This is a genomic window from Bradyrhizobium sp. CCGUVB4N, assembly GCF_024199945.1.
Lineage (GTDB): Bacteria > Pseudomonadota > Alphaproteobacteria > Rhizobiales > Xanthobacteraceae > Bradyrhizobium.
This window is the reverse complement of the sequence record NZ_JANADP010000001.1, coordinates 4,365,574-4,381,341: the sequence shown is the minus strand read 5'-3', so window position 1 is coordinate 4,381,341 and position 15,768 is coordinate 4,365,574. Positions and strand designations below refer to the sequence as shown.

Sequence of the window (15,768 nt, the reverse complement as noted above, 5' to 3'; positions counted from 1 at the left end):
TTGCTTCCGCTTCGGGCTGCGTCGGCGCTTTATCCCGGCCCCGCATCCGCCCAAGAAAATTGCTATCGCTCGACCATGGCCCTGACTGATTCGAACGTCCTCAAACTCGCGCCCGAGCCCGGAACTCCCGCTTATCGGAGCGCGCCGCATAATATCGAGGCGGAACAGAGCCTTCTGGGCGCGATTCTGGTCAACAACGACGCCTTCTATCGGGTCTCCGACTTCCTGGAGCCGAAGCACTATTTCGAGCCGCTGCACCAGACCATCTTCGAGACCGCCGGCAGCCTGATCCGGATGGGCAAGATCGCCACGCCCGTGACGCTGAAGACGTTCCTGCCCGCCGACACCGACGTCGGCGGCATGACCATCGGCCAATATCTGGCGCGGCTCGCGGCCGAGGCGACCACCATCATCAACGCCCAGGACTATGGGCGCACCATCTACGATCTTGCACTGCGTCGCGACCTCATCGGCATCGGCGAAGACATGGTCAATGTCGCCTATGACGCGCCGGTCGATTTCGCACCGCGCGCGCAGATCGAGGACGCCGAGCGCCGCCTCTACGAGCTCGCCGAATCCGGCCGTTACGACGGCGGCTTCCAGAAATTCTCGCAGGCGTTGGCGATCGCGGTCGATCTCGCGGCAAAGGCGTTCCAGCGCGACGGAAAGCTGTCCGGCATCTCGACCGGCATGCGCGACCTCGACACCAAGATGGGCGGCCTGCAGCACTCCGACCTCATCATCGTGGCCGGACGCCCGGGCATGGGCAAGACATCGCTGGCGACCAACATCGCCTACAACGTCGCCAAGGCCTATGTCGGCGAGCTTCAGGCCGACGGCACCATGAAGGCCGCCAATGGCGGCGTGATCGGCTTCTTCTCCTGCGAAATGTCGTCCGACCAGCTCGCCACGCGTATCGTGGCCGAGCGCACCGGCATTCCCTCTTCCCACATCCGCCGCGGCGGCATCTCGGAAGCCGATTTCGACAAGATCCGGGAGGTCTCGATCGAGCTGCAGTCGCTGCCCTTCTATGTCGACGCGACGGGCGGCCTGTCGATCGCGCAGCTGATGGCGCGCGCGCGCCGACTGAAGCGACAGAAGGGCCTCGACCTGCTCGTGATCGACTACATCCAGCTGCTCTCCGGCTCGGGCAAGCGCGCCAGCGACAGCCGCGTGCAGGAAATCACGGAGATCACGACGAGCCTGAAGGCGCTGGCGAAGGAACTCAACGTCCCCGTCATCGCGCTGTCGCAGCTCTCGCGTCAGGTGGAATCCCGCGACGACAAGCGACCGCAGCTCTCCGACTTGCGTGAATCCGGATCAATCGAGCAGGACGCCGACGTCGTGCTGTTCGTCTATCGCGAGGAATATTACCTCGCCATGAAGGAGCCGCGCCCGGGCACGCCTGAACACGAGAAGTGGCAGCTTGACATGAGTCTGGCGCACGGAAAGGCCGAAGTCATCATCGGCAAGCAGCGCCACGGCCCGACAGGAACCGTCGATCTGGCGTTCGAAGCTTCGGTCACGCGGTTCGGCGACCTCGCGCCGGACAGTCAACTGCCGGTTCGCAGCAGCAACGATTATTGAGTTCCTTGAACCGGACCAGCCTCTTGCGTAAAACGGCGTCATGACAATGGCGTCCGACCCGAACATGATCCAGCAATCCGGCCTTCTCTCCGCGGAGGCCAATCAGGCTGCCGCGCTCGCTGCCTTCGGCGGCGTGCTCACCGTCGATCTCGACGCCATCATCGCCAACTGGCGCAAGCTCGAGAAGACCGCCGTGCCGGCAGAGTGCTCGGCGGTGATCAAGGCCGACGCTTACGGCTGCGGCACCGCACAGGTCGCGCAGGCGCTGAACAAGGCCGGCTGCAAGACCTTCTTCGTCGCCACCATCGAGGAGGCACGCACCGCCCGCGCGGCGGTGCCGGACGCGGCCATCTACGTGCTCGGCGGCTATTTCCAGAACACCGGCGAGCACTACGCCAAGATCAACTGCCGTCCCGTGATCGGCGACCTCAACGAGCTCGCCGAATGGGACGTGTTCTGCCGCCGCACCGGCTGGTCCGGGGGCGCCGCTGTGCACATCGACACCGGCATGAACCGGCTCGGGCTGACGCTCGCGGAAGCGCAGGCCATCATTCCCCGCATCACTGCCGGCGATCACGGCATTACGCTGGTGATGAGCCATCTGGTCTCGGCCGAGCAGCTCAACAGCCCCGTCAACGCCAAGCAGCTCGCGGCCTTCCGCGGCATCGCCAGCGAATTCTCCGGCGTGCCGGCGGCGCTCTCCAACTCCTCGGGCATCTTTCTCGGCGCGCCCTTCCAGTTCGACCTGGTGCGGCCGGGCGCAGCGCTCTACGGCGTCAATCCGACCCCGGAGGCCGACAATCCGATGCAGCCCGTGGTCGATCTCAAGGCGCGCATCGTGCAGATCCGCAACATCGAGCGCGGCGAGACCGTCGGTTACGGCGGCACCTGGTCCGCGCGTCGGCCGACCAAGCTCGCGATCATCGCGGTCGGTTACGCCGACGGCTATTTCCGCGCTGCAAGCTCCAATGACGGCACCCGCGGCGCCGAGGTGATCGTTGCCGGCAAGCGCTGCCCGGTGGCGGGTCGCGTCTCGATGGACCTGATCGCGATCGACATCACCGATCTGCCGCCGAACGCGGCGCGGCGCGGCCACATGGTGACGCTGCTCGGCGAGGGCATCACCGTCGACGAGCTCGCCCACCATTTCGGCACGATCGGTTACGAGGTGCTGACCAGCCTCGGCCACCGCTACGCCCGCGTCTACAAGGGCGGCGATGTCGTGGAGCCGCTCGCAAAACCGGAGCCGGAGCCTGCGCTGGCGACGGAACAGCCGCCCGCCCCGCCGCCGCTCGAGCAGCCAGCGGCTCCGCCGCCGCTGCCGAGCTAGGACGCCTCTTACTTCTTCCGGCTATCCAGCGCCGCCTTGCAGGTCGCGCTGAGCTGGTCGCGCTTGGCGTTGAGGCAGGCGACGATCTTGCCACCACCAGGCGCGATGCCGGCGCAGAATTTGTCGTAATCCGCCTTGCAGGCGCCGCGCGGATCGGCCGATTGTGCCGAAGCGGCTCCGGAAAACGCGACGACGAATGCAATAGCGGCAAAGCTCAACTTGGTCATTGTATCTCCGGTGTCGGGACGTACGAGGCGATCAGCTCTACATGAAGATTGCGACATTCAACATCAACAACATCAACCGCCGCCTGCCCAACCTGCTCGCATGGATGCGCGCGGCGAAGCCGGATGTCGTTGCACTCCAAGAGTTGAAGGCAAGTGATGGCGAATTTCCGGCGGCCGCGATCGAAAAGGCCGGCTACGGCGCAGTCTGGCGCGGACAGAAGACCTGGAACGGCGTCGCCATCCTCGCCCGCAACGCCGAACCGGTGCTCACGCGCGACCGGCTGCCGGGGCGGCCCGACGACCACGAAGCGCGCTACATCGAGGCCGCCGTCCGCGGCGTCATCGTCACCAGCATCTACTTGCCGAACGGCAATCCGCAGCCCGGGCCGAAATTCGACTACAAGCTCGACTGGTTCGCGCGGCTGAAGCGCCACGCCAAAACCTTCCTCAAGCAGGATCTGCCCGTGGTGCTCGCCGGCGACTTCAACGTCGCGCCTGATGAGATCGACATCTATCCGACGCGCTCATGGGACAAGGATGCGCTGATCCAGCCGAAAAGCCGTGCGGCGTTCGCCTCGCTGGTCGAGCAAGGCTGGTGCGATGCGATCCGCGAGTTGCACGGAGACAAACGCATCTACACCTTCTGGGACTACAAGCGAAACCGCTGGCCGCGCGACGCGGGCTTACGGCTCGACCATCTGCTGCTCAGCCCTGCCCTCGTCTCGCGTCTGGCGAAGGCCGGCGTCGACAAGACGGTTCGTGGCGAGGATGGTGCGAGCGATCATGCTCCTGCGTGGGTGGTGTTGAAGTAAGCGATGGTCTCGTAGGGTGGGCAAAGCGAAGCGTGCCCACGAAATTCGTCTACGGAAGCAGATGGTGGGCACGGCGCAAGTGCGCCTTTGCCCACCCTACGAGACCGTGCCAGATCACCGTCCGTAATACTCCTGCACCGTGTCCCACGCCGCCTTCTGCAGCAGTTGCACCGTCTCCGGATCGATCCCCATCGTGTAGGAATTGCCAATGGGCGAGCGGCCGGTCAACGCAGCCAGCGTGACACAGGTCGCGAGATAGGTGCCGGCGGGGCTCGGGTGACGCTTGTCCGGCGCATAGAGATTGAGCTCCGGCTGCAGCTTGCGGACGCGCGCGAAGGCGAGCCCTGCGGGAATCACGAGCGCATTGTTCGCATTGCCGGCAATCGTATAGGCCTCGGCCAGCGCTTCGGTCATTTCCGGCTTGTCGAGATAGGCCCAGGACATGAACAGCACCGGCCGCATGTCATGAGCGCGGACGATCTCGCTGTCCTTCTTGGCGAAGGTGGCGAAGGCGTCCTTCAGCTGCGGATGGATCGGGCACTGGCTGCAATCCATCATCACGACGGCATCGAACTGCTTGCCTGGCTTGTTGAAGACGACGACGTTCTGGTCGTCGAAGGAATAGGCGCCGAGACCGCCCGGACGCAGCAGATTGTCCATATCGTGCCAGTCGAGCCCGGAGCCGCCGATGGTGGCCATGGTGTTGCGATAGGCCGCCTTGTTGGCCTCATCCGCGGCCCGCTCCATGAAGGAGAGATGCCCGGGCATGCCGTTGTTGTAGTAGAAAAAGCTGTTGCCGACGAACAATGCGGCCTTCGGAAAGTCGGGTCCGAGCGTCGTGACCTTCGGTTTGGTTTGCGCTTGCGCATTGAAGCCGGCTGCAACGGCCAGACACATTGCGAGCATCACTCGCGCAAAAAGACGCATCATGGCTTCCTCCCCTTTTTATTGGGCCGGAACCAAATCAGCTTTTCAAAAGAGCCTCAAGAGGATGGGCGTGCGGGCAGATATGCGGGAGGCCGCCTGCTCACCATAGATTCTTGCCGTCGATCATGTTGACCGGCACGGCCTCCAGGTCGAAATCGTCGAACAAGCGCGCATTCACCGCGACCTTGGGATTGTCGAAATCGGGCTTGCCATTCGACCAGTCCGGCGACTCCGAATAGGTGCCACAGCCGCAATTCGCGCAATAGTGATGTTTGACGGTGCGGCTGCCCCAGAGATAGGTCGCGACGTTGTCGGCGGGCGACAGCAGGCGAAACTGTGCCGGCGTGTAATAGGCCCACAGCGCACCGCGCTTGGCGCAGAGCGAGCAGGTGCAACGCGTCACGCTCGAAGGCGCCTCTGTCACCTCGAACACCGTCTCACCACAATGACAGCTTGCCTCGACCGGCATGATCCGCTCCCCGTTTTGTCAGGAGATGGTCATAGCCCGCCCCTGCTGCCAACATGCTGTCAGCAGCGGGAGAACTGGCCTGTCTCACTTTGTCGTCGCATGAACCGAGAGTTGGACCTGCCCTTTCGAGGCCTCGCAGCTTGCGCTCGCGACCCTCGGCAGCGCGAACGGCGGCAAACTGTTAGTGTTGGTGATCACGATCCCGCCTTCCCCGGCCGCAATGATGTCGCTCGCCACATCCAAGGTGGCAAAGCCATTGATCTCGCCATGCGAAATGGTCGATGTGCCGGAATTGGCCGCGGCGGACGTCGATTTGGACTTGGTGACCGTGGTGAACGAGCCGGAGCCGGTCACATCCTTCTTGGCCGTCGCCAACACGCCGGTCAGTTCCCAGACATAACCGACGCCCTTGAAATCGATCGCCAGATGCACGTTGTCGCCGGCCGCGAACGACGCGCTCAGGACGGCAGTATCACCTTTGCCGAACAGTTTGTGGGCATCGGCCTCGAATTGACTGCAACTGGTCGTGATCGCGGTCCGGCGTTCGCGGTTCGGCGCATTGAACAGCAGCAGGGCTCCCGCGAGGACAACGACCACCGCCAGCAATGCAATGGACCGGGCTGCCCAATCTCGCCGCTTTATGTCACTCAAAATGGCCTCCGACAGTTTGGGTGCCAGGCGCACGCGTCTGTCGGCGAACGAACTTGGAATTGCTACAGGAGCTAGCGCGGCATCATCCACCGTCTGTCGCCCCCACCGCACGGCGGGTTCATGGCGACCGATGAGCCGTCACGCGGATGCCGCGCGACGTCTCAATTCGCAGACAGGCGCTTGGCGTTGGCGGCCACATGCTCGCGATAGCGCTGAACCACCGCCGCAGGCGTTGCGCCCGCGAGCAGGCACGCGAACGCTTCGAAGGCGGCCGCGACCTTCTCGCTGACCATCAGCACGGCTTCCTGCCCGGCAGCCTCATCGCCATGGCTGAGCTTCTCGCAGCGGAGCCGAACCACTTCGCTCGCCTCGACCGCAAGCATCGCGCCCGCGTACCAGGGAAAGCCATTGTCGGATCCGCCGAGCACCGCATGGCGGTCGAGCGCGGAGAAGGAATGGTGGTCAGGCATCATGGACCTCAAATTCTTTGAGCGACGCTCCGATCAATACGCTTCAAATTCTAAGGATCAGGCCCGGGAACCGGTCGGATTGGCGGCGGGCGCGACACCGGCGGTTAACTACGGGCGGCCGGTAACCCCATTCGCGCGCTCCCCCTCCTCCGGCTAAACTCTGCCGATTCCCGGAGCCCGCCCTTGGCTTTTCTCTTCGTCCTCAGCGTCGGCCTGATCGCAGGCACTATTTCCGGCATCGTCGGCACGGGCTCGTCGATCATGCTGATGCCCGTGCTGGTCTATGCCTACGGGCCGAAGGAGGCCGTGCCGATCATGGCGGTCGCTTCCGTCATGGCAAACTTTTCGCGCATTCTGGCGTGGTGGCGAGACGTCGACTGGCGGGCCTGCCTGGCCTATTCCGTCACTGGCATTCCGGCCGCGGCGCTGGGCGCGCGGACGCTGCTCGCCCTGCCCTCGCACGCCGTCGATCTTGCCATCGGCATCTTCCTCATCGCGATGGTGCCGGTGCGGCATTGGCTGGCGCGGCACGACCTCAAGGCCAATCTCTGGCATCTGGCGATCGGCGGCGCCGTCATCGGTTATCTCACCGGCATCGTGGTCTCGACCGGACCGCTCAGCGTGCCGCTGTTCCTGTTCTATGGCTTGTCCAAAGGCGCCTTTCTCGCCACCGAAGCCGCCGCCTCGCTTGGGCTCTACTTCGCCAAATCCGTGACGTTCGAACGCTTCGGCGCGCTGACGCAGGACGTCTTCATCAAGGGCCTGATCGCAGGCTCCTCGCTGATGGCCGGTGCTTTCGTCGCCAAGCGCTTCGTCATGCACCTGAAACCCGAGATGTTCCGCATGGTGATGGATGCGATCATGATCGCAGCCGGGCTCTCGATGCTCTGGAATGCGACGCAGCCCTAGCCGCACCGCTCAGGCGGCGAATTCCGGCGCGATTGGCGGGCTGTCTGCGAACAGACGATCCTCGCCGCCGCCGGTTGCCGCAAGCCCCCGCAGCACGGCATCGAGCGGCTGCGGCTTGTGATACAGAAAACCCTGGCCGAGCCTCACGCCCATCTCGCGCATGGCCTGCGCCTGCTCGGCCCGTTCGATGCCTTCCGCGACCAAGGTGAGCCCCAGCGTCTCCGCGAGTGAGGCAATCACTCCGACGATCGCCTTGTCCTCGGCACTCTCGGGGATTTCGCGGATGAATGCCTTGTCGATCTTGACCTTGTCGAGCGGAAACCGACGCAGATGGGCGAGCGAGCTATAGCCCGTGCCGAAATCGTCGAGCGCAATGGTGGCGCCGAGGCGCCGCAGCCGGCGCAGCGTCTCGGATGCGCTGGCGATGTTGTTGATCAGCGACCCCTCGGTGATCTCGAGCTCGAGCGACGAGGCCGCGACGCCGAGCCGCTCGCACGTCTCGCGCAGCTCGGCGGCGAGCGAATGGTCGGCCAATTCAGATGGGGGCAGATTGATCGCAATCCGGATCTGCGGCCTGCCCGCAGCTGCGAGGCGTTGCAGCGCGCGGCAGGCGTCGGTCAGCACATAGCGTGTCAACCGCGCATTGTTGCCGCTGCGCTCGATCAGCGGCAGGAATTCACCGGGACCGATCACGCCATGCTCGGGATGACGCCAGCGAATGAGCGCCTCCAGGCCGATGACCTCCTGGGTCACCAGATCGACCTGGCTCTGATACCAGACCTCGAATTGCTGCTCGGCAAAGCCTGTCGGGATCGCAAGCTCGAGATCCCTGCGGCGGCGATAGTCGCGCTGGAGCGCTTCGTCGAGCACCGCGACGGTGCCGGGCGCCTTGCTCTTGGCGTGGTAGAGCGCGATGTCGGCGAGCGCCGGCAAGTGGGATAATTCGGGGTCGCCGGCACGGCGCACGGCAAGGCCGATGCTGGCACGCGGCACGACCTGCTTGTCATGCAGCAGGATCGGTTCAGAAATGGCGTCCAGCACTTGCCGCGCGAAGGCCTGCGCGGCCGCTTCATCGCTGACTTCCGGACGAATGACCACGAACTCGTCGCCGCCGAGCCGCGCGACCCAATCTTCCGGTTCGACCGTGTCACGAAGCCGTTCGGAGATATGAACCAGGAACTTGTCGCCGGCGTCGTGACCGAAGGTGTCGTTGATGCCCTTGAAATCGTCGAGATCGATGAAGGAGAAGGCAATCAGTGCGTCCGGCGAGCCGGCATCCCTGCTCAAGGTCACGAGGCGCTCGGACAGTGAGCGGCGGTTGGGCAGGCCCGTGAGCGGATCGTGCGCGGCCATGTGGCCGAGCCGGTCGAGCGCGCCCGACGTCGTGTGCTGCATCGCGTTGAAGGCGCTCGCGAGCTGGCCGAATTCGTTCGACGATTTGACGTCGGCCGGATAGGCGCGGCCGTCCTGCTTGCTGCGTTGGATCGCCGACATCATCGCGGCCAGCGGCTTGCCGATGAAGATGTTGGCGGAGATCCGCATCGCGATCACGGTCGCAAGCGTCCCGAGGAGGCCGACGACGAGAAGCAGTCCCAGCCTGCTGCCGGTGTCCACATAGAGCGTCGCATAGGAATAGGCGATCACGATGCGGCCGGCCTGAACGGCGATGTTGCCGTTGCGGTAGGCAATCGGACGCGAGACCTCGGTGAGAGCCTGAACCGCGGGCCGCGCCACCACGCGGGCGATCACGACGCCGGTGTCGTCGTAGACGGCAGCAGCCGCGATGGTCTCGTCGTGCATGATCTCGTTGAGCACGCCGGTGACCTGGTCGTAGCGCATCTTCCAGAGCGGCTCGGCGATCAGCTCTGCGCGACTCTCGGCGACGCGGGCAATGCGGGCGTCGAGCTGCCGGATCTGCGACCAGAAGCTCGAGACCTCGACGCCGGCCGACGCCAGCAGCTGCACCACCAGCAGCACCGGCACGGTGGCCCAGATCATCGCGCGGACGACGGAGCGCGATGCAGCCGGCCTGGTCGGAGCGTTCATGCCGTCAGCGTCCTGCATCATTCACCGGCGGCGCTTGGGGGCGACAGCGACGAAATCAGCGCATCCAGCGAGAAATCGTATTGGCCGCAACGTCCCGGCCTTGCCTTGAACCGCGCGAAGTCGATCCGGTCGAAGGCCCGGGTCTTGATCAGCGCGGCGACGGAGGCGAGATTGTCGCGCGTGATCGCCGATGTCTTGACCTCGATGTGCGGCGAGCTGGCTGCGAAGTCGCAACCGTCGGCATAGTCGCGCAGCAGCACGATCGACCAGCCGCCGAGCAGGAAATGGCCACCATCGGTCAGCAGCAGACGACCGGCCTTGATTTCGCGCAGCGCGTCCTCCGACCAGTTCAGGCCGACGACCTGGATATTCTGGCCGGGCTCAAGTCCCGCGGCGGCCGCCGCCTTGAGCGCACCAAGGGCCATCGGATCGTTGCCGGCCCAGATTCCTGCGGGACGGATGCCCTTGCGCGAGGCCCAGCTCAGATAGTTGGCCGCAACCTGTTCCGCTTCCGACTGCGTCCAATTGGCAAACAGCATCCGGTCCACGATGACGTCGGGCGCAGCCGCGACTGCGAGCTGGAGACCGGCATTGCGGGCAATCGAGGCCGGCGTGATCTCGTCACCGCCGATCCCGAGAAGATGGATTTTGCCATCGGGGCTTTGCCATTTTTCGTGACGCGCCGCGTCGATCAACGCATTCGCCATGCGCGCGCCCGCGGTCGTCAGATCGGTCGTGATGTCGCCGAGCCAGGTCTTGAGCTTGCTGCGCGGCGGTCCGAGACGCAGCGCATCCTCGCCGATCAGCGTATTCGACAGCAGCAGCGTTTTCACGCCTGCGGCCTCGGCCGCCTCCAGGATCGGAACGGCGGCGGATTCCTCGTTCGAGAGAATGAGGAAGTCGGGCTTGTCGGCACGCGCGACCACGCCGAGGCCGAGCTCCTGCATGGTGCGATAATTGCGCTCGCTGCTCAGCACCTCGACATTGGCGTCGAGCTTGCGGCCGGCGGCCTGCATGGTCTGCGCGACCATGTCCCAGTAGACCTCACCGATCTTGCCCGGGCTCACGAAAACGATGTTGAGGGGTTTTGCGTCAGCCGCAACAGCGTGGCCGGCTGGCGCGAGAACGCCAAGGGCCATGCTCACAGCGAGCAATATCCGTAAGACTGCCGTCATTCTTTTTAGCCACCCCGTCTTGTTCCGAAGCTGGACCCGCGTCCGCTAACATTTGGCAAAGTCCGGCGCGGCGCGGCGGCGTAGAGCTAACAAAGGGTGTATCGGCTGCACGGAATTGGGCTAATTGGAGCGCTCACGGCCGCCCGCACAACCCGCCGTTCCGTGCTATCAGCAAATCTGAAACCTCCGACTCACCATCCCATGGCCAAGAACACGCTTTCCTTCGTCTGCCAGAACTGCGGCGCGGCCTATAACCGCTGGCAGGGCAAGTGCGAGTCCTGCGGCGAGTGGAATACGCTGGCCGAGGAGGATGCGACCGGCAGCGTCCCGGTCTCGATCCGCTCCAAGCGCAAGGGCCGCACGTTTGCGCTGGAGAGCCTCGCGGGCAAAAGCCCTGACGCGCCGCGCCTGTCCTCGGGGCTGACCGAGCTCGACCGCGTCACCGGCGGCGGCTTCGTGCGCGGCTCGGTGCTGCTGGTCGGCGGCGATCCCGGCATCGGCAAATCGACGCTGCTGACGCAGGCGACCAGCTTGATGGCGCGCGCCGGCCACCGCATCGTCTACATCTCCGGCGAAGAAGCCATCGCCCAGGTGCGGCTGCGCGCCGAACGGCTCGGGCTGTCGGATGCACCCGTGCAACTCGCGGCCGAGACCTCGGTCGAGGACATCGTCTCGACATTGTCGGAAGGCGCCGTCCCGCGGCTGATCGTGATCGACTCGATCCAGACGATGTGGACCGACACGGTGGAATCCGCCCCAGGCACAGTCACCCAGGTGCGTGCCTCGGCGCAGGCCCTCATTCGGTTCGCGAAGAAAACCGGCGCGGCCATCATCCTGGTCGGCCACGTCACCAAGGACGGCCAGATCGCGGGCCCTCGCGTGGTCGAGCACATGGTCGATGCCGTGATGTCGTTCGAGGGCGAAGGCTCGCAGCAATTCCGCATCCTGCGCGCCGTCAAGAACCGCTTCGGTCCGACCGACGAGATCGGCGTGTTCGAGATGACCGGCCTCGGCCTGCGCGAGGTCACCAACCCTTCCGAGCTGTTCCTGTCCGAGCGTGACCTCGGCACCCCCGGCACCGCAGTCTTCGCGGGCATCGAGGGCACGCGGCCCGTTCTGGTCGAATTGCAGGCATTGGTGGCGCCGACCTCGCTCGGCACCCCGCGCCGCGCCGTGGTCGGCTGGGACCAGAGCCGGCTCTCGATGGTGCTGGCGGTGCTGGAAGCCCATTGCGGGGTCAAGCTGTCGGGCCACGATGTCTATCTGAACGTCGCGGGCGGCCTGCGCATCCACGAGCCGGCGGCCGATATGGCAGCTGCGGCCGCGCTGGTGTCCTCCCTGGTTAATGCGCAGTTACCCACCGATGCGGTCTATTTCGGCGAGATTTCGCTCTCCGGCGTCATCCGCCCGGTGGCGCAGACCCCGGCCCGGCTCAAGGAAGCGGTCAAGCTCGGCTTCAAGCGCGCCGTGCTGCCCGAATCGGCCCGCGGCGGTGAGGCCGGCGGTGACGCCGGGCTGACCCTGAACGCGGTCAACAGCCTCACCACGCTGGTCGCTGAAATCGCCGCCAAGGGCTCCCGCCGCGGCGATCAGAACCCGCCTGCGGAGAAAAATGCCACACCGGCAAGATTCCGCCGTGGAGAGGGGTAGCCGGAGGTGACGTCAAGCGTCCCCGCCGCTATACAGCCGTCACAAAAGCAGCATGGGATTGCGTGGTTACGGCCTTGCCGGGAACGTCGTCTGGCCTTCAGTTAGGGCGGCGGCCAAACACCGATTCGCTGAGCACCCTTTGAGAGTACGAGCGGACCAGACCAGCCGATGCCAGTTACACTCCTCGACCTGATCCTGCTCGGTGTGATGCTGATCTCGGGCCTGCTTGCGATGGTCCGCGGCTTCATGCGCGAAATCCTGTCGATCGCAGCCTGGGGCACGGCGGCGATCGTGACGCTGTACTCGTTCTCCAAGCTGCTGCCGACCGCCAAGACCTATTTCAACAACGACACCGTCGCCAGCGTGGTCGTGGTCGCCGGTGTGTTCGTCGGTACCCTGGTCGTGGTCTCCGTGATCACGGTCCGGATCTCCGACATGATCCTGGATTCGCGCATTGGCGCGCTGGATCGCACCCTCGGGTTCCTGTTCGGGCTCGCTCGCGGGCTCTTGATCGTCGTGGTGGCCTTCCTGTTCTTCACCTGGCTGGTGCCGGACAAGCAGCGCCCGGACTGGGTCTCGGGGGCAAAATCCCGTGTGGTGCTCCAGGGAACCGGGGATTGGCTGATGTCCCTCTTGCCGGATGACCCCGAGAACACCATCTTGAAGAGATTCAAGAAAAACAAACCAGATGATGATCAAGCTGATACCGAACAGCAGCCTTCGGGCACTGGTGACGGTTACAGTAAACCTGCTCGTGACAGCCTCAAGAAGCTGATCGAGAAACCTGCGGCGCGTTGATTGAGCCCTAAAGAGAGGCGCGGACGAGATGCGACACCCTGACCAGGACGCCCACACTGAACTCGATCCCGGCTCCGCCGCGCTAGAGCTTCAGGACGACCTGGACGGAGATACGGTCCGCGAGGAATGCGGCGTATTCGGCATCTACGGACATCCTGAAGCTGCCGCCATCACGGCGCTCGGCCTCCACGCACTTCAACACCGCGGCCAGGAAGCCGCCGGCATCGTCTCCTACGACGGCAGCCGCTTCCACAGCGAACGCCGCCTCGGCCTCGTCGGCGACACCTTCTCCCGCCGCGAGGTGATCGACCGCCTGCCCGGCACCATGGCGGTCGGCCACGTCCGCTACGCCACGACCGGCGCCACCATCCTGCGCAACGTGCAGCCGCTGTTCGCCGAGCTCAATGCCGGCGGCCTCGCGGTCGCCCACAACGGCAACCTCTCCAACGGCCTGACGCTGCGCCGCGAGCTCGTCAAGAACGGCGCGATGATGCAGTCGACCTCCGACACCGAGGTGATCCTGCACCTGGTGGCGCGCTCCCGGCGCAGCCGCTTCATCGAGCGCTATATCGACGCGCTGCGCGAGATCGAAGGCGCCTATGCGCTGGTCTCGCTCACCAACAAGAAGCTGGTCGGCGCGCGCGATCCCCGCGGCATCCGCCCGCTGGTGCTCGGCGAACTCGACGGCTGCCCGATCCTGACGTCGGAGACCTGCGCCCTCGACATCATCGGCGCGCGCTTCGTCCGCGACATCGAGCCCGGCGAAGTCATCGTGTTCGACGAGCACGGCCAGGACATCCACAAGCCGTTCCCGCCGATGGCGCCGCGCCCCTGCATCTTCGAATACATCTATTTCTCGCGTCCTGACTCCATCGTCCACGGGCGCTCGGTCTACGAGGTGCGCAAGGCCTTCGGCGCTCAGCTCGCGCGCGAGAGCCATGTGCCTGTCGACGTCGTGGTGCCGGTGCCGGATTCCGGCGTGCCCGCCGCGGTCGGCTACAGCCAGCATTCGGGCGTGCCGTTCGAGCTCGGCATCATCCGCAACCATTATGTCGGCCGCACCTTCATCCAGCCGACGCAGGCGATCCGCGAATCCGGCGTGCGCATGAAGCACTCGGCGAACCGTGCCGCGATCGAAGGCAAGCGCATCATCCTGATCGACGACTCCCTGGTGCGCGGCACCACGTCGAAGAAGATCGTGCGCATGATGCGCGATGCCGGTGCCAAGGAAGTGCACTTCCGCCTCGCCTCGCCTCCGATCCTCTATCCCGATTATTACGGCATCGACCTGCCGGACCGCGGCGGCCTCTTGGCCGCGACGCATTCGCTGGAGGAGATGCGCGAGCTCATCGGCGCCGACTCGCTCGCCTTCCTGTCGATCGACGGCATGTACCGCGCGATGGGCGAACCCGGCCGCGACCCCGCCAATCCGAAGTTTGCGGATCACTGCTTCACGGGCGTCTATCCGACCCACCTCACCGACCAGACCCAGACCGAGCCGCAACCGCGGCAGCTGTCGCTGCTGGCGGAGGCGAGCTGACGATGCCGGCGTGGTCGTTGTAGCCAACCTCAGGCGGCTATCTTGCAGCGACACGCCGTCGCTGGAAGCATTTTGGCCTGAAGGGCCATTCGGAATCTACATTTCTGCAATGGTCGGTCCGGCTGGCGGGCCGGGCGAAGAATCCTTTGGATTCACTCTTTGCACACCGGAATGGTTCGCGGAGAACATGAAGGACGCTCATGTCCCGGGAAGACACTTCCTCTTCGTCAAGGAATACGACTACCCAGCGCTCGAACAATATGTGCGTGGCTATTGCCAGAGGTGCATGGGCAACAGTTGGAAAGAGGTTGCCGAAAAGGTTGGCCTCCTTGGCTCCTGGGAATTCGAAAACTACGAACCTTGAGCCTGGTAGGCGGTCGGATTTTGTCTCGGCCGGGCTTGTCCCAGCCATCCACGCCTGTAAAACCCCGCCATGACAAAGCTCCTCGCTGACCGTATCGCTCTCGTCACCGGCGCCTCGCGCGGCATCGGTTTTGCCACGGCGCTCGCGCTGGCCAAGGCCGGTGCGCATATCGTTGCCACCGCGCGCACGCAGGGCGGGCTCGAGGAGCTCGACGACGAGATCCGCAAATTAGGCGGCAGCGGCGCCACGCTGGTGCCGCTCAACCTCACTGATTTCGACGGTATCGCGCGGCTTGGGGCAGGCCTGCACGAGCGCTATGGCAAGCTCGACATTCTCGTCGGCAATGCCGGCGTGCTCGGCCCCTCCTCGCCGGTCGGCCATATCGAGCTCAAGACATTCAACGACGTCATGGCCGTCAACGTCTCCGCGAACTTCCAGCTGATCCGCTGCATGGAGCCGCTGCTCAAGCAGTCCGACGCCGGCCGCGCCGTGTTCATCACCTCGGGCGCCGCCAACAAGGCCACCGCCTATGTCAGCCCCTACGCTGCCTCCAAGGCCGCGCTGGAGACGCTGGCGCGTGCCTGGGCGCAGGAGACTGCGAACACGCCCCTGCGCGTCAACCTGTTCAATCCGGGCCCGATCCGCACCCGCATGCGCGCAACCCTGATGCCGGGCGAAGACCCGGCGACGCTGGACACGCCCGAGCAGGTCGCCGAGTTCATCGTCCCGCTGTGCGCGCCCGACTGGATCGAGACCGGCAAGTTCTACGACTACAAGACCCGCAGCCTGATGGGCTTCCGCGCGCCGGCCTGA

The 15,768-nt window shown here is 65.0% G+C and carries 16 protein-coding genes; 9 read left to right on the top strand and 7 right to left on the bottom strand.

What is annotated here, in order from left to right; translation table 11 throughout:
- The first annotated feature begins 75 nt into the window (after positions 1 to 75).
- Positions 76 to 1,587, top strand: coding sequence for a replicative DNA helicase (locus NLM31_RS19815; protein ID WP_254193341.1), 1,512 nt, complete (start codon positions 76 to 78; stop codon positions 1,585 to 1,587).
- Positions 1,588 to 1,633: 46 nt separating this feature from the next.
- The gene (gene alr, locus NLM31_RS19810) at positions 1,634 to 2,917 is read left to right on the top strand and encodes an alanine racemase (RefSeq protein ID WP_254193340.1); all 1,284 of its coding nucleotides are present in this window, start codon (positions 1,634 to 1,636) and stop codon (positions 2,915 to 2,917) included.
- A gap of 8 nt (positions 2,918 to 2,925) precedes the next feature.
- Here the strand turns inward: alr and NLM31_RS19805 are convergent, their stop codons facing one another.
- Positions 2,926 to 3,144: a cysteine rich repeat-containing protein gene (locus NLM31_RS19805; protein ID WP_254130970.1), complete on the bottom strand. Its 219-nt coding sequence runs from the start codon at positions 3,142 to 3,144 to the stop codon at positions 2,926 to 2,928.
- 41 nt (positions 3,145 to 3,185) lie between these two features.
- Between NLM31_RS19805 and NLM31_RS19800 the strand changes: the two genes are divergently transcribed.
- Entirely contained in the window at positions 3,186 to 3,956 is a 771-nt protein-coding gene (locus NLM31_RS19800; protein WP_254193339.1) for an exodeoxyribonuclease III, read from the top strand.
- Positions 3,957 to 4,070: 114 nt separating this feature from the next.
- Here the strand turns inward: NLM31_RS19800 and NLM31_RS19795 are convergent, their stop codons facing one another.
- From NLM31_RS19795 to NLM31_RS19780, 4 genes are all read right to left on the bottom strand, one after another.
- Entirely contained in the window at positions 4,071 to 4,886 is an 816-nt protein-coding gene (locus tag NLM31_RS19795) for a DUF4886 domain-containing protein (RefSeq protein WP_254193338.1), read from the bottom strand.
- 97 nt (positions 4,887 to 4,983) lie between these two features.
- A complete protein-coding gene (locus NLM31_RS19790; RefSeq protein ID WP_254193337.1) occupies positions 4,984 to 5,352 on the bottom strand; it encodes a GFA family protein in 369 nt (122 codons plus the stop codon).
- 84 nt (positions 5,353 to 5,436) lie between these two features.
- The gene (locus tag NLM31_RS19785; protein ID WP_254193336.1) at positions 5,437 to 6,093 is read right to left on the bottom strand and encodes a hypothetical protein; all 657 of its coding nucleotides are present in this window, start codon (positions 6,091 to 6,093) and stop codon (positions 5,437 to 5,439) included.
- 71 nt (positions 6,094 to 6,164) lie between these two features.
- The gene (locus NLM31_RS19780; protein WP_254196232.1) at positions 6,165 to 6,473 is read right to left on the bottom strand and encodes a hypothetical protein; all 309 of its coding nucleotides are present in this window, start codon (positions 6,471 to 6,473) and stop codon (positions 6,165 to 6,167) included.
- A 183-nt stretch (positions 6,474 to 6,656) separates the two neighbouring features.
- On the opposite strand from NLM31_RS19780, the gene NLM31_RS19775 reads away from it, so the two are divergent.
- Positions 6,657 to 7,382 carry a sulfite exporter TauE/SafE family protein gene (locus NLM31_RS19775; protein ID WP_254193335.1) on the top strand — a complete coding sequence of 242 codons (726 nt, stop codon included), beginning with the start codon at positions 6,657 to 6,659 and terminating at the stop codon, positions 7,380 to 7,382.
- A 9-nt stretch (positions 7,383 to 7,391) separates the two neighbouring features.
- Here NLM31_RS19775 and NLM31_RS19770 read toward each other — a convergent pair whose 3' ends face one another.
- Complete coding sequence (locus tag NLM31_RS19770) at positions 7,392 to 9,428, bottom strand: bifunctional diguanylate cyclase/phosphodiesterase (protein WP_254193334.1); 2,037 nt, start codon at positions 9,426 to 9,428, stop codon at positions 7,392 to 7,394.
- 17 nt (positions 9,429 to 9,445) lie between these two features.
- On the bottom strand, positions 9,446 to 10,567 hold the full coding sequence (locus tag NLM31_RS19765; protein WP_254196231.1) for an ABC transporter substrate-binding protein: 1,122 nt from the start codon (positions 10,565 to 10,567) through the stop codon (positions 9,446 to 9,448).
- Positions 10,568 to 10,804: 237 nt separating this feature from the next.
- Here NLM31_RS19765 and radA point away from each other — a divergent pair, with 237 nt between their 5' ends.
- The 5 genes from radA to NLM31_RS19740 all read left to right on the top strand — a co-directional run bounded on the left by radA (position 10,805) and on the right by NLM31_RS19740 (position 15,768).
- Positions 10,805 to 12,253, top strand: coding sequence for a DNA repair protein RadA (gene radA / locus NLM31_RS19760; protein WP_254193333.1), 1,449 nt, complete (start codon positions 10,805 to 10,807; stop codon positions 12,251 to 12,253).
- 168 nt (positions 12,254 to 12,421) lie between these two features.
- Entirely contained in the window at positions 12,422 to 13,051 is a 630-nt protein-coding gene (locus NLM31_RS19755; RefSeq protein WP_234680617.1) for a CvpA family protein, read from the top strand.
- 28 nt (positions 13,052 to 13,079) lie between these two features.
- Positions 13,080 to 14,591, top strand: a complete 1,512-nt coding sequence (gene purF / locus NLM31_RS19750) for an amidophosphoribosyltransferase (RefSeq protein ID WP_254130962.1) — start codon at positions 13,080 to 13,082, stop codon at positions 14,589 to 14,591.
- A gap of 10 nt (positions 14,592 to 14,601) precedes the next feature.
- Complete coding sequence (locus NLM31_RS19745) at positions 14,602 to 14,955, top strand: immunity 8 family protein (protein WP_254193332.1); 354 nt, start codon at positions 14,602 to 14,604, stop codon at positions 14,953 to 14,955.
- 69 nt (positions 14,956 to 15,024) lie between these two features.
- Positions 15,025 to 15,768, top strand: coding sequence for an SDR family NAD(P)-dependent oxidoreductase (locus tag NLM31_RS19740; RefSeq protein ID WP_254193331.1), 744 nt, complete (start codon positions 15,025 to 15,027; stop codon positions 15,766 to 15,768).

Bases quoted from the DNA above. Each gene is read 5' to 3' on its own strand.
- NLM31_RS19815 (WP_254193341.1), top strand. From the start codon at position 76: ATGGCCCTGACTGATTCGAACGTCCTCAAACTCGCGCCCGAGCCCGGA.
- alr (WP_254193340.1), top strand. From the start codon at position 1,634: ATGGCGTCCGACCCGAACATGATCCAGCAATCCGGCCTTCTCTCCGCG.
- NLM31_RS19805 (WP_254130970.1), bottom strand. From the start codon at position 3,144: ATGACCAAGTTGAGCTTTGCCGCTATTGCATTCGTCGTCGCGTTTTCC.
- NLM31_RS19800 (WP_254193339.1), top strand. From the start codon at position 3,186: ATGAAGATTGCGACATTCAACATCAACAACATCAACCGCCGCCTGCCC.
- NLM31_RS19795 (WP_254193338.1), bottom strand. From the start codon at position 4,886: ATGATGCGTCTTTTTGCGCGAGTGATGCTCGCAATGTGTCTGGCCGTT.
- NLM31_RS19790 (WP_254193337.1), bottom strand. From the start codon at position 5,352: ATGCCGGTCGAGGCAAGCTGTCATTGTGGTGAGACGGTGTTCGAGGTG.
- NLM31_RS19780 (WP_254196232.1), bottom strand. From the start codon at position 6,473: ATGCCTGACCACCATTCCTTCTCCGCGCTCGACCGCCATGCGGTGCTC.
- NLM31_RS19770 (WP_254193334.1), bottom strand. From the start codon at position 9,428: ATGAACGCTCCGACCAGGCCGGCTGCATCGCGCTCCGTCGTCCGCGCG.
- NLM31_RS19765 (WP_254196231.1), bottom strand. From the start codon at position 10,567: ATGGCCCTTGGCGTTCTCGCGCCAGCCGGCCACGCTGTTGCGGCTGAC.
- radA (WP_254193333.1), top strand. From the start codon at position 10,805: ATGGCCAAGAACACGCTTTCCTTCGTCTGCCAGAACTGCGGCGCGGCC.
- NLM31_RS19755 (WP_234680617.1), top strand. From the start codon at position 12,422: ATGCCAGTTACACTCCTCGACCTGATCCTGCTCGGTGTGATGCTGATC.
- purF (WP_254130962.1), top strand. From the start codon at position 13,080: ATGCGACACCCTGACCAGGACGCCCACACTGAACTCGATCCCGGCTCC.
- NLM31_RS19740 (WP_254193331.1), top strand. From the start codon at position 15,025: ATGACAAAGCTCCTCGCTGACCGTATCGCTCTCGTCACCGGCGCCTCG.